15 protein-coding genes are annotated in these 12,760 nt (G+C 35.3%); 8 read left to right on the top strand and 7 right to left on the bottom strand.

Annotated elements, in window-relative coordinates; all coding sequences use genetic code 11:
• The first annotated feature begins 47 nt into the window (after positions 1 to 47).
• The gene (gyaR, locus tag FFONT_RS04215; protein WP_014557989.1) at positions 48 to 1,061 is read left to right on the top strand and encodes a glyoxylate reductase; all 1,014 of its coding nucleotides are present in this window, start codon (positions 48 to 50) and stop codon (positions 1,059 to 1,061) included.
• 324 nt (positions 1,062 to 1,385) lie between these two features.
• Here the strand turns inward: gyaR and FFONT_RS04210 are convergent, their stop codons facing one another.
• Positions 1,386 to 1,724, bottom strand: a complete 339-nt coding sequence (locus tag FFONT_RS04210) for a hypothetical protein (RefSeq protein ID WP_148683643.1) — start codon at positions 1,722 to 1,724, stop codon at positions 1,386 to 1,388.
• Between the two features lie 163 nt (positions 1,725 to 1,887).
• Here FFONT_RS04210 and hxlB point away from each other — a divergent pair, with 163 nt between their 5' ends.
• From hxlB to FFONT_RS04195, 3 genes are read left to right on the top strand one after another with little or no spacing between them, the layout of a single operon-like run.
• Complete coding sequence (gene hxlB, locus FFONT_RS04205; protein WP_014557987.1) at positions 1,888 to 2,490, top strand: 6-phospho-3-hexuloisomerase; 603 nt, start codon at positions 1,888 to 1,890, stop codon at positions 2,488 to 2,490.
• A 13-nt stretch (positions 2,491 to 2,503) separates the two neighbouring features.
• A complete protein-coding gene (locus FFONT_RS04200; protein WP_014557986.1) occupies positions 2,504 to 3,517 on the top strand; it encodes an AIR synthase-related protein in 1,014 nt (337 codons plus the stop codon).
• Positions 3,518 to 3,530: 13 nt separating this feature from the next.
• Positions 3,531 to 3,872: a hypothetical protein gene (locus FFONT_RS04195; protein WP_148683642.1), complete on the top strand. Its 342-nt coding sequence runs from the start codon at positions 3,531 to 3,533 to the stop codon at positions 3,870 to 3,872.
• Between the two features lie 19 nt (positions 3,873 to 3,891).
• Here FFONT_RS04195 and FFONT_RS04190 read toward each other — a convergent pair whose 3' ends face one another.
• The gene (locus FFONT_RS04190; RefSeq protein WP_014557984.1) at positions 3,892 to 5,313 is read right to left on the bottom strand and encodes a phosphopentomutase/phosphoglucosamine mutase; all 1,422 of its coding nucleotides are present in this window, start codon (positions 5,311 to 5,313) and stop codon (positions 3,892 to 3,894) included.
• 16 nt (positions 5,314 to 5,329) lie between these two features.
• On the bottom strand, positions 5,330 to 5,866 hold the full coding sequence (locus FFONT_RS04185; RefSeq protein WP_014557983.1) for a THUMP domain-containing protein: 537 nt from the start codon (positions 5,864 to 5,866) through the stop codon (positions 5,330 to 5,332).
• Positions 5,867 to 6,031: 165 nt separating this feature from the next.
• On the opposite strand from FFONT_RS04185, the gene tes reads away from it, so the two are divergent.
• Positions 6,032 to 7,804: a tetraether lipid synthase Tes gene (tes, locus tag FFONT_RS04180; RefSeq protein ID WP_014557982.1), complete on the top strand. Its 1,773-nt coding sequence runs from the start codon at positions 6,032 to 6,034 to the stop codon at positions 7,802 to 7,804.
• Between the two features lie 17 nt (positions 7,805 to 7,821).
• Here the strand turns inward: tes and FFONT_RS04175 are convergent, their stop codons facing one another.
• A complete protein-coding gene (locus FFONT_RS04175) occupies positions 7,822 to 8,187 on the bottom strand; it encodes an Sjogren's syndrome/scleroderma autoantigen 1 family protein (protein ID WP_014557981.1) in 366 nt (121 codons plus the stop codon).
• Between the two features lie 120 nt (positions 8,188 to 8,307).
• Positions 8,308 to 8,862 carry a rubrerythrin family protein gene (locus FFONT_RS04170; protein WP_014557980.1) on the bottom strand — a complete coding sequence of 185 codons (555 nt, stop codon included), beginning with the start codon at positions 8,860 to 8,862 and terminating at the stop codon, positions 8,308 to 8,310.
• An 88-nt stretch (positions 8,863 to 8,950) separates the two neighbouring features.
• On the opposite strand from FFONT_RS04170, the gene FFONT_RS04165 reads away from it, so the two are divergent.
• Entirely contained in the window at positions 8,951 to 9,721 is a 771-nt protein-coding gene (locus tag FFONT_RS04165) for a 4-phosphopantoate--beta-alanine ligase (protein WP_014557979.1), read from the top strand.
• On the opposite strand, the gene FFONT_RS04160 is transcribed toward FFONT_RS04165, so the two are convergent.
• Both FFONT_RS04160 and coaBC read right to left on the bottom strand, forming a co-directional pair.
• A complete protein-coding gene (locus tag FFONT_RS04160; protein WP_148683640.1) occupies positions 9,718 to 10,575 on the bottom strand; it encodes a pantoate kinase in 858 nt (285 codons plus the stop codon). The genes FFONT_RS04165 and FFONT_RS04160 overlap by 4 nt on opposite strands.
• Positions 10,553 to 11,806 (bottom strand): bifunctional phosphopantothenoylcysteine decarboxylase/phosphopantothenate--cysteine ligase CoaBC, encoded by a 1,254-nt coding sequence (gene coaBC, locus FFONT_RS04155; RefSeq protein WP_014557977.1) that lies wholly within the window; start codon positions 11,804 to 11,806, stop codon positions 10,553 to 10,555. Before coaBC ends, FFONT_RS04160 begins: the two co-directional genes overlap by 23 nt.
• 89 nt (positions 11,807 to 11,895) lie before the next feature.
• On the opposite strand from coaBC, the gene FFONT_RS04150 reads away from it, so the two are divergent.
• Positions 11,896 to 12,135, top strand: a complete 240-nt coding sequence (locus tag FFONT_RS04150; RefSeq protein ID WP_014557976.1) for a hypothetical protein — start codon at positions 11,896 to 11,898, stop codon at positions 12,133 to 12,135.
• On the top strand, positions 12,116 to 12,760 hold the full coding sequence (locus FFONT_RS04145; protein WP_014557975.1) for a DUF4443 domain-containing protein: 645 nt from the start codon (positions 12,116 to 12,118) through the stop codon (positions 12,758 to 12,760). The genes FFONT_RS04150 and FFONT_RS04145 overlap by 20 nt, the downstream gene beginning before the upstream one ends.

Below are 12,760 nucleotides of genomic sequence, written 5' to 3'. Positions count from 1 at the left end.
TAAAATTTTAAATATTTTCGATATGAAAAAAATCATAGTGATGTACTTTGTCAAAACCAAGAGTATACATTACAAGGGAAATACCTTCTGTAGGCTTAGAACTTATAAAAAAATATTTTGAAGTAGAAGTTTGGCCAGAATATTGGGCACCGCCAAGAGAGATCCTATTAGAAAAAGTCAAAAATATTGATGGGCTTGTATCTTTGCTTACAGATAAAATTGATGCAGAATTGCTTGATAAGGCGAAAAACTTAAAGATAATTAGCCAATATGCAGTAGGATATGACAATATAGATTTAAGCTATGCAACCAAGAAGGGAGTTTACGTTACGAATACACCAGGAGTTCTTACAGACTCAACTGCAGATCTCACTTTTGCCTTGATTTTAGCTATAACTAGAAGAATTGTAGAGGCAGATAAATTTGTTAGAGATGGAAGCTGGGAGAGATCTAGAACTGGATGGCACCCATTAATGCTTTTAGGAATGGAATTGAAGGGAAAGACTCTGGGAATAATTGGAATGGGGAGAATTGGAAGGGCCGTTGCCCAGCGTGCATTAGGTTTTGAAATGAATATATTATATTATGATGTAAATAAGTTGCCACCTGAAGAAGAGAAAAGATTGAATGCACAATATGCAAGTTTAGAGGAGCTTCTTGAGAAGAGCGATGTAGTTTCAATACATACAGATCTCAATAAATCAACGTATCATTTAATTAATGAAGAAAGGCTCAAGAGAATGAAGAAGACTGCATATATAATAAATGTGGCTAGAGGGCCAATCATTGATACGCAAGCTCTCGTTAAAGCATTAAAGGAAGGATGGATAGCTGGTGCAGGACTAGATGTGTTTGAATCAGAACCGCTTCCTTCAAATCATGAGCTAACAAAACTTAATAATGTTGTTATAGTACCTCACATCGGAAGTGCTACTCATGAAGCAAGAAATGGAATGGCAATGAAAGTTGCAACTAATTTAATAGAGTTTCTTAATGGTAGAGTGCCTCCAGATCTTGTAAATAAGGAAGTTGTAAACGTGAGAAAACCAGGTTTCTATTAAGCTATGATAAAGTGAGTACTAATGGAAGAAAAGAGAAGATAACTATAGAAAATTATAGCTCAGTAGTTTAATTTTTTAAAAATATTTTAGAATATTGATTAATATTAATTTTTTATTAATACTCTGAACACTTCCAAAACTCTTTGTTTTGCTTTATCTCCTTTTTATAAGAATTTAGGAATTATTTAAAAACCGGTATACATTTATATTTGAAACATATATTTTTAAGAACTTATCAGGCTTCTTTTCCGCTATAAATGACGTTGCTTTAAGCTATAAAATTACTATGTTATTCCCAACGTTAAAAATAGAAATAAAAGTTGTTTATTGTAATTCATTGTAGATATCATAAATGTATGAGACTTTTTCATTTTGATTCATCAGCTCCTCTATTTCTTCAATAGCTGTTATTATTGAGATCGCAGTGTCCTTATCTGCATCTAGCTTATCCATTAATTCAAGATAGCTTTTAGCTATTCTCATGCTCTCTTTTAATACGACTAATGCAAGTTCCTTTTCTCCATCCTTATAGACTTCGATAGAGAGTTTAATAGTAGAAAGAGCTTGCTTTTTTGTTTCTTCTGCTTCTTTGTAAAGCATGTCTTTAAACTTTACTAATACTTCTCCAGGCATTTTTTCTTGAAATTCATTAATTAGTGACAATTTGTCGACCTCCAAATTAAATACTAAAAAACCTTTATGAAAGCTAACAGTTTTAAAAAGAAGGGCAAAGTATACATTTTGATAATTTAGTAGAATAAAAAGTAAATTATCCTCGTAAAAATAACCTTTAGAGTGTTAAAAAAATATTCGAGAAGGGTCAAATATGGAGTACGAATATGAAGCTATGAAGGAAATAGCAACGTTCATTAATAAATCAATAGATGAGCTCAAATTTGACGAAGTGGATAGAGTTGTGAAAAGGCTAGTTGATGCTTATAACTCTAAGAGCAAAATATTAGTTATGGGTGCTGGAAGAAGTGGTCTGGTTGGAAGAGCTTTTGCAATGAGACTGATGCATTTAGGATTTAATAGTTACGTCCTTGGCGATACTATAACTCCAAGCATTTCAAAGGGAGATATAGTAGTGGCGATTAGTGGTTCAGGGAGAACTGAGCTCATTATTACTGCAGCAAGAGCGGCAAAAAAGACTGGAGCCGAAATAATTGCAGTGACATCTTTTTTAAATAGCCCGCTTGGGGAAATATCTGATTTAGTTTTAGAGGTTCCAGGAAGGACAAAGCTTGCAGACGAACACGATTACTTTGCTAGGCAAATTCTGGGAATTCATGAGCCTCTCGCTCCTCTCGGAACTCTTTTCGAAGATACGGCACTTGTTGTACTAGATGGCATAGTTGTTGGTTTAATGTACAGATTAGGAAAGAAAGAAGAAGACTTAAAGCAGAAACACGCTAATATTGAACTTTAAATAGGAGAGAAAAGTGTCAGGAAAGCTCCCTATTTCTGCTTTAGAAAAAATAGTTTTAAGCTATACAGGAATAAAAGATAATAGAGTCCTCGTAGGTGCAAAAGTAGGCGAAGATGCATCTATTATTGATATAGGAAATGAAAAAGTTATAGTAACACATGTAGATCCTATTACATCCGCTATTGATAGCATTGGTTGGCTTTCAATTCATGTTGTTGCTAACGATATAGTTTCCAGTGGAGCAAGGCCTAGATGGTTTCTAACAGTATTACTTCTTCCTGTTGGAACAAGTTATGATGACATAATAAAGATAATGTCAGGAATAAATGAAGCTTTAAAGGAGATAAATGGAACCCTTGTAGGCGGACATACAGAATTTACAGATTCAGTTAATAGATCAGTCATAATAACAACTGCTATAGGTGAGGCATCGAAGAATCAGGTAAGGCTTACAGGAATGGCTCAGCCGGGAGACTATATTATTATGACTAAATATGCAGCATTGGAAGCAACAGCCTTGGCCGCCTTAGATCATGGCGATCTGCTAGTAAAATCAGGAGTTTCGAGTGATGAAATAAATTTTGCAAAAAGTCTTATCAGAAAGATTTCAGTATATAAAGAAGCAATGTTGCTAAGCGAAAATGGCTTAGCAAATAGCATGCATGATCCTACTGAGGGTGGAATCATAGCGTCTTCCTTTGAAATGGCATATGCCTCCAGAAACGATGTCAGAATATATTTAGATAAGATTCCAGTGCTCCCATTGACATTTAAAATTCTTAAAATAATAGGGGCTGATCCTCTAACTTCGCTCTCAAGTGGATCTTTACTGGCAACTGTTCCAAAAGAAAAGGCCAACGAAGCTATCGGTCTTTTAAAAGACAATGGAATAGAGTGCACAATTATAGGAGAGGTTTTGAAAGGTGGAGGAAAATTAAGGATAGTAAAGAAAAGCTCAGAAGAGGTTATTATTGATGATATACCACAGGACAGCTACATAAATGCTATTGAAAGACGAAAAATATGAGAGTGCACTAAAGATGAGCTTAAACGAAAAAGAGATAACTGAGAGGCTATGCGTTTCTCTTACAAGCTACTTGTCTTGTTGTATAATTAATGAGGAATATGCTGATGTGCAGACTCTAATTAAGATCGTAAGGAACTTAGGTTTGGAAAACATTTTAGAAGTAAAGAGTTTTTACAGTTCACTAGGAAGTAGTGAGCATACTGTAATCGTTGTTAGATTTAAAGTACAAGTATGTGAAAAAAAGTGCGAAAATACATGTGGCTCAAGGGAATCTGAATGCTTTGGGAAATGTTTTTTTGAATGTATAGAAGAATATAAGAAAATGGCTAAAGAAAAGCTATGCGGAAGCGAATGAAACAAACTTTTAATAAAAATTATGTGCCTTTGTTTACGTTGTAGTTACCGAGCTTTACGCCAAGCTTTGATGATATTTCATTTATTATCTTACTGAGTTTATCGACTAGCTCTTCAAGCTTCTGCGTGGTAGGCGCTTCAGCATATAGCCTAATTTTCGGTTCCGTACCGCTCATTCTTATTAAAAACCAGGTTTTGTCATCAAAATCCAACCTAATTCCATCAACCTTTGTTAAAGTTTTATAACCATCAAAGGTACTCAGGATGTTCTCTTCAATCAACATATATAGCTCTCTTTTCTTCTCTCCATCATTAATTATAGGAATACTTATTCTTGCCCATGGATAACATGGTATATCACTTAGAAGCCCATCTAAACTGAGTCCTTCTTCCATCATTAACTTTGTAAGGTAAATTGCCTGATATATCCCGTCTACCCACATGCCCCATTTAGGATCAATAAGCTTCCACGGCTCTGCAGCAAATAAAGCACCTGGATATTCAAGAAGCTTTTCGTGGAGTTTTCCTAATTTTGCTCTTACCAACCTTCCTCCATATTTTTCTACAATATCACTAACGCTATTTCCAACGTCGACACTAACTATTATTGTGCCTTTGCCTTCAAGGAGTTTTTCTTTTGCATAAAGCGCAATTAAGTGATCTTGTTTTATAAATCCCCTCTTTATAGTTAAAGCAGATAGTCTGTCTGCGTCCCCGTCATGTGCTAATATCACATCCGGAGATAAAGGCTGGGCCACATTTATTAAAGGCTCAAGAACGTCTTGTCTCGGTTCCGGTTCATGTGCGGGAAAATATCCATCAGGATGGCAATTTGCAGAAAAGACCTTTGCTCCCATTTTTCTTAAGAGTCTTGGTGTATAGTTAGATGCAGCGCCATTACTGCAATCGACATATACCCTTGGCACATATTTTACCGTTCTAGGGGACATCATGGAGGACAGTTCATCAACGTAATCTTCTCCAATTTCAGGTGCATTTATAAGCCTTCCAACTTGATCCCAAGATGCATGAACTTCGGACTTTACTTGTATTATCCTTTCAAGTTCGTCTTCCATTCTTTCCGTATATTCCATTCCATTATATTGAAATACCTTTATCCCGTTGTCTGGAGGGGGATTATGGCTAGCAGTTATCATAATACCTGCTTTGCTTTTTGTGTGTGGAACGCTGTATGCTAAAACGGGTGTCGGGACCATTCCTAAGAATATCGCGTCTGTTCCACCACTCATTGCTCCGGAACCTGCGCTTAATGCGAGAAGAGGACTTGTTGTTCTTATATCATGTCCAATTGTTATAGTTCCCCTTCCACCTACATGAGCTGCTACAGCAAGTCCAATATCATATGCTAGACCAGGTTTGACTTTTTCTAGATATTTACCTCTTATACCATCAGTTCCAAAAAGCCTTGAGCTTCCACTCATATTAAAACGCCTGCCATTATTCTTTAGGAGCTAAACTTATTATGTTTTCAGGCTTTGTTACTGTTATACTAGCTAGCTCAGTTGCTTTATACATCCTGAGAGTCTTTACATACACAAGCCAGGAAGGAGACTTTAGGTTCACCGGGTTTTCAAGACCTTCTGCAAGTATTTTTATTGCTTCATCTTTGTGTATTTTTTCGATAGATCCTTCTTGTCTTTTATAGAGGTGACCGTCTAGCTTTATTTTGAAGGTCTCTTCTTTCTTTACCTTTGTATTAAACAGTTCATGTATAACCTCTTTTACTCTATCAACAAAAATATCAGTAACTCTATCTACAGGAATGATTCTTAAAATAGGCGTCTCTTTTAGCTCAAGGCTTTTAATTTTTTCAATTGTAGCATATGGCTCATCAACAATGGCTAATATGATGCTTTGTGAGGTATCAACAATTCTTATGTTTTCAATGATGTTTTTTATCTGCTCTCTGGCTACTACAAAATTATCATAACCGGGGTAATGGGTTATTATTAAATTAAAAGGTTCCCTTCTCACAATAATCTCCTTTTTTTCTAAATATAATTATAATAAATTTGAAAGTGAGATATTAAATTTAATAGTTGATAAGAATTTCCCTTTTTACTGGAAAAAGAGTAGAATTATTTATATTGACAACTTGAGATATAAAGGTTTAGTTAAAGCTAAAAAGGGTTGTAAATAATGACTGAAAGTTCTAAAGTTAACAACGAGAAAAGCCTCAATAGTGCAATGACTCCAATTTCTAAAATGGAAGGAAAAACTGTTGTAATAGAAGGTAAAACTATAGGAATAGGAGGCAAAATTCCCGAACTGAAGGAGGGGGAAAAGATAGTAAGGGTCACGCAGAGCGTTTGTCCATACTGTGAAAGACTGATTCCTGCTATAATTGTAGAAAGAAATGACAAGCTCTATATAAGAAAGGTTTGTCCTGAGCATGGAGAATTTGAAGATCTTTACTATGGAAGTGCAAAAATATACTATAGGTTTTTGAAGTATCAAGAAGAGGGAAGAGGGACTAATATCTACGTTCCTCTTTCAGCACCATGTCCTTTTAATTGTGGACTGTGTCCTATGCATAAGAACCATACAGCACTTGCTAATATAGTTGTAACGAATAGGTGCGATCTTTCATGTTGGTATTGCTTCTTCTTTGCCGAAAAAGCTGGTTATGTTTATGAGCCTACTATAGAACAACTGAGGGAGCAGGTTAGAGCACTGAAGAAGCAGAAAGTAACTTTAGCTATACAGATTACCGGCGGAGAGCCTTTAATGAGAGACGATATTGTTGATATAATTAAGATGTTTAAAGAAGAGGGGGTAAGGCATATTCAGTTGAATACGGAAGCTATACCTTTAGCTGAGCTGTACAGAAAGAATCCTGAGGAGGCAATAAAATGGGCAAAAGAGCTTAGGGAAGCCGGTGTTAACACGATATATATGAGCTTCGATGGAGTCTCACCAAAGACAAATCCGAAAAATCACTGGGACATACCCTTCATATTTGATGCTTTTAGAAAAAGCGGTATGACAAGTGTAGTGTTGGTTCCAACAGTTATTAAATCTGTTAATGATGAAGACCTAGGTAATATAGTAAAATTTGCAGCAGAGAACATGGATATAGTAAGAGGAGTAAACTTTCAGCCGGTAAGCCTCACTGGAAGAATGAAGCAACACGAGGTTGAAAAGTTCAGAATAACCATACCAGATCTAATCAGATTACTTGAAGAGCAAACAGATGGACAAATAAAAAGCGAATCGTGGTATCCAATACCTGTTGCAGCAAAGTTTGCAAGATTCATTGAGGCGATAACTGGCAAGGAGCAGTTTTTAATGGCCAATCACATAGCATGTGGCGCTGCTACATATGTAATTGTAGAAAGAAACAATGATGGAAGCTTTAAGAGGTTCCACTCAATTACAGATTTTCTAGATGTAGATGGATTTATTGAGTACTTAGATGAAAAGAAAGAGAGGATTGAAAACTCCGGTAAATTCATGACATACGTACAACTTGCTGGCATGCTAATGCAGATAGGAAAATTCATTAAACAGGATAAGTTACCTAATGGGCAAAGCCTCAAAAAGCTTTTGTATAAAATAATAACTGAGAGAAGTTATAGTGCATTAGGCGAGTTTCACTACTCTTTGCTATTCTTGGGCACGATGCACTTTATGGATCAATATAACTATGATGTACAAAGAGTAATGAGGTGCAATATTCACTATACATCTCCTGATGGAAGAGTGATACCCTTCTGCGCATACAATGTCTTAAATGATATATACAGAGACCCTATTCTCAGGAAAAATGGAATGTCTCTTGAAGAATGGAATGCGAAAAAGTGGAAGCATAGATATGGAATAAGCGAGAAATATGTCTTGAGTGCAAAAGAAATCCAAGAAATAAAAGAGCATCCGCTTTATAAGAAGACCTATAGTTCATTTTTAAAATAAACTTTATTAAAAATTTTTTAAATTTGTTTACTCTGCTCTTCTTTTAGCCTTTTTGCCTTTTCTATAATATTCATCCATTTATAAAGAAGATCAGCTATTTTTGATTCATTTTCCATATCCTCTGAGTCGATGATTTTTTTGCTCAATTCTTTAAGTCTTTTGTAGGCAATTTCTATAATACTGTCGTAAATGTTCACTGAAAGTTTTTCCTTTACCTCTCTTTCATCTCTTGCGATAATTACCTTTCCATGTATAGGGCAAACAATATCTCCGTTTTTAAGTTTAAATAAGGGAGAACCGCATATTGGGCAGGTTAAAGAAAGCATAGTGGCTCCTTGCCTAAGTAGCTCAGCGCTTTTTTTAACAACATCATCCTTACTCATTTACCTTCACCATTATAAAGGGTCAACATTGCAAATACTCTTCATCGGAAGCCCTCAACCCGCCCATCGAGTATCATCCCCCAAATAATTTCAAATTCAAATTTTTAAAAAAATTATATTTTAAAAGTCTCTAAACATCTCTCTCTTTGCTCCGCAGATTGGGCATCTTTCCGGCGGCTCTTCTCCTACATACGTGTATCCACATACAGGACATACATAAACTCTTCCCTTCAAATTAAAGTCTTTTCCTGAGTCCACATCTTTCTTTGCCTGCTTGTAAAGTTCTGCATGGATCTCTTCTGCTTTCAAAGCGAAGTTAAAGCTTTTCAACGCTTCATTTTCTCCCTGCATTTTTGCGATATCAATATAAACAGGATACATTTCTTTTACTTCAAATTCTTCTCCCCTTATTGCAAGCTCAAGATTTTTGCTTGTGTTTCCTGGACCTATTGGTACACCTGAATGAGCAATTTGGTCTTCATTGTACTCTCTTAGAGCATTATAATGGTTGGAAGCATGTACTTTCTCAGCATATGCTATTCCCCGAAAGAGCCTAGAAACATTTTTAAAACCTTCTTTTTCTGCTATATCCGCAAAAATCTGGTATCTCATATGAGCCATAGATTCTCCTCCAAAAGCAGCTATTAAAGCATCTTTGGTCATAGCTCTTACCATTTATTTTCACCTATTTTTATATTGGTGATATAAAATATAAAAATATAATCTACTTCGGTATTAAGACCTAAGAATTTGGTGTTAAAAAATGGAGTATGTTCCTAGGGATCATCCTAGATATAGAAGCCTTATGGAGAGGGAAAAGATAATCGAAGGTTTCAAAAATGGGATAGTCGTAATAAATGGGTTGATCTCTCAGGGAAGAGGAGAAGCATTTGATTATATAATAGGAGAAAAAACGATACCTCTAGCAGAAGATTCTATAGAGGTGGCTGTTGCTATGCTTTTACTTTCTAACTATCCTGTCATCTCAGTTAATGGAAATGCGGCTGCCCTGGTACCTGATGAAATAATTAATCTTTCAAATATAATTGACGCAAAGATAGAGGTTAATCTTTTTTACAGAACAGAAGAAAGGGTTAAAAAAATAGTAGATTTTCTAAAGGAAAGAGGAGCAAAGGAAGTTTTAGGACTTGAGTATGTTGAAGGTATACCGGGATTATCTAGCGAAAGAAGAAAGGTTGATCCTCGGGGAATATTAAAGGCGGATGTTGTTTTGGTTATGCTAGAAGATGGAGATAGAACTGAAGCTTTAAAAAAGATTGGGAAAAGAGTGATAGCAATCGACCTAAACCCATTTTCACGTACATCAATGGCCGCAGATGTAAGTATAATGGACAATGTTACTAGAGCTATACCGCTTATGATAGATAAAGCCAGGATAATGAAAAAACTGCCAAAAGAAGAATTAAAGAAGAAAATTAGTAATTATAATAACAGAAGAAGACTTGGAGAGTACATTATATACATAAAAGAAAGGTTAGAAAATGAAGCAAAGAGATTAATGAGCTTTCCTTAAACAACTATACCTGTGTCAAGGAGTTTATGCTTAAACGGCTGAGTTTTAAGCTTCTTTTTTGCCATTTCTATAACATCATCTTCTGTACCTTCTTCAGCAAATAATACAACTATGCCTTTCTTAATAAAATACCCGATAATGCCAACACTTTTTGTTACTTCTTTTATAACCGATTCTACCTCTTCGCTTAACATGCCAGTCTTTTTGCTAAAATCATATGCAAGCGTAACGAGCTTTTCAAAATCAGGTTCATCTAAAAAAAGCCTCATGGCTTCCATGCCAGCGTTGTAAAATTCTCTTTCCTTATTTTTTAGCATGTCTTTCGTGCTTATTTTCTTCAATGGTATTGTTATTATTGATATCTTTTCTCTTATCATAAGAGAATCAACAAGTGATATTCCCGGAGCACCAGCCTTAAGCCTTATTGGGATTTTTCTTCCTCCCAATATTGCACTCACATCGCCAAGTCCTGTTTTTGATCTAACTTCTGCAACATGAGCTATTCTTCCTATATCAAATAGTGTGAATTTCTTATTTTCATATATGAAAGAAAGAAAAGTGTATCCTATAGCTAATGATGCGCTTCTAGCATAGCCGTAAGCGGGAGGAAGTTCATCTATATACTTAAAATGCAAGCTTTTTTCTCTTCCCATCATTTTGTCGATTTCTTTTATCAAATCGCTAGGTTCTTCAAAACTCGATTCCTCATTTAAGCATGCAATTGCATATGGAGAAATCAGAATTCCCGCACCAATTGATCCAGTATAAAGTTCATTATCTTTGTATACAGGAGCCCAAAAAGTAGAAATATGATGAGCAATTTTAATACATCTATCTTCTCCGTTTCTTCTCAATAATTTCACCAACAACATCTATTAGCTTTCTCGCAACTATTTTCTTTTCTGATCTTGGAATTTTTTCTATTTCGCCATCATTTTTGACGATTATAACTTCATTAAAATCAGACGAAAAACCTATGTCTTTTCTGCTAACATTATTTGCAACAACTGCATCAACTCTATACTTTTCTATCTTTTCGGTTGCTTTTTTGATGAGCTCTTCATCGCTATCAACGGTATCTGCAGCAAATGAAATAACAACACTACTCTCTTTTTTCCTACTCACTATTTCTTTCAGTATTTTGGGTGTAGGCTCAAGCGAAAGAGTCAGAGGTTTATCGCTACTGATTTTTTTCGTTTGTGTTTGAATTGGTTTGAAATCTGACGGTGCGGCAGACATAATTATTACGTCTGGATCAAACATTTTCATTTCACTAATTACGCTGTTCAGCATTTCATCTGTGCTGATTACAGAAATCGTTGAATGGAAAGAGGGGATCTTTTCTACAGAAAGAGGACCGTGTATAAAAGACACCTTGCCTCCTCTGTATAATGCCTCACTGGCTATAGCTATTCCCATCTTCCCAGAGCTTGGATTACTAATGAATCTTACTGTATCAATAAACTCTCTTGTTGGTCCTGCTGTGACCAAAAATTTTATTCCATTCATGTCGTTTCCTCTAAGAAGGAAAGATTCAATATGCCACTCGAGTTCATTTAAATCGGGAAATTTTGCTTTATCTCTCTCCAAAATTGGCTCGTGTAAACTAACCCCATACTCCTTAAGCTTGTTTATAGCCTGTTGGACCTGAGGCGCTCTATATAACTGTATGTGCATAGCTGGAACAACCATCACAGGTTTCTTGGCTCCTAAAAATGATAAGGCGGCTAATGTTACAGCTGAATCCGCGATCCCAAAAGAGAGCTTTGTTATAGTATTGGCCGTTGCAGGTGCGATGACCATTGCATCGTACTCTTCTGAAAGAGATATATGTCCAGTCTCTCCTCCAAATTTCTCATAGTATACTTTGTTGCCGGTTGCCCATTCAAACATTAATGGAGAAATAAATCTGGTTGCTTCACTGCTCATAACTACAGTTACTTCAGCCCCATTTTTCATCAAGGTTCTTGCAAGATCTATTGATTTATAAGCAGAAACACTCGACGTTACTCCTAAAACGATTTTCTTTCCCTCTAGCTCTTTTGAAATTTCGCCAATAATCTTTTGTGAAGGATGTTTTTCCATTCTGATCAATCCAGCAAAATCTATAAATAATTATATTTAATTAAACGATAAAAAATCTAATTGGTTAAATATAAAGAAAGGTGCACAGTTTGAAAAGCGAAAAAGATAGGGAAATTAAAGAGATCCTTTTAAGAGATCTCTTTTCCATAAAGAAAGATTCGCTAGAGGAAATTTCCGAATGGCTATATGAAGAATATGGAATAAAAGCCGAACCTAAAGAGGAAGTTCTGAAGAAAAAGATCCTTTCAAGTAAGGAAATAACCTCTCATGATATTGCTCTTTTGATTATAGAAAACGGAGGATATGTAAATGAACAGCTCTGGTTCTAGCGAGATACATGATATATGTTCTCTTATTAACACTATAGATGAAATTTCTAAAAATGAATGCCAAGTCCCTCCAGATCTTATTTTTTTCATACTTTACCTGTTATCTATTAACAAGAGCATAGGGAGGTCTCAAATATCAACTGTTTTTGGATTTAGTGAGTATTATGTAAGAAGAGCATTAAAGTGCTTAAAAGACAAAGCATATATATTGCAAACAGGTAAAATTAAATCACTAGAAGAAAACTTATTAAGCGTTCTTAAATCTATACGCATTAGGGAGGCTTTTCTTCTTCGTGGAATGAATGCATGGGAAAGAATTATAATTATTTTTATTGCTCAATCATGCAAAAGAAGAATATCTTTAAAGGAAACAGTTATGTTGAGAGATTCTGCGATCAGATGGGGAGCCGAAGGTTCTATTATATTGCAGTACTGCAATATGGAAACAAATATTCCAGGAATCGAAGACCTTTCTATCAGAAATGAAATAGAAAAAGAAATCAAAAAGGAGTTACAGAAGCTTGAAAATGGGTTATATATAATAATAGGCATGAATTACAAAGAAAGAGAAATGTCCGTAGTTTATGGAATTTTAAAAACAGCGTGTGAGCTCTCTTTGATTTGA

This window comes from Fervidicoccus fontis Kam940 (assembly GCF_000258425.1).
Classification (GTDB): Archaea; Thermoproteota; Thermoprotei_A; order Sulfolobales; family Fervidicoccaceae; genus Fervidicoccus; species Fervidicoccus fontis.
The sequence above is the reverse complement of the archived record's forward strand: the minus strand, read 5'-3'. Positions and strand labels throughout refer to the sequence as shown.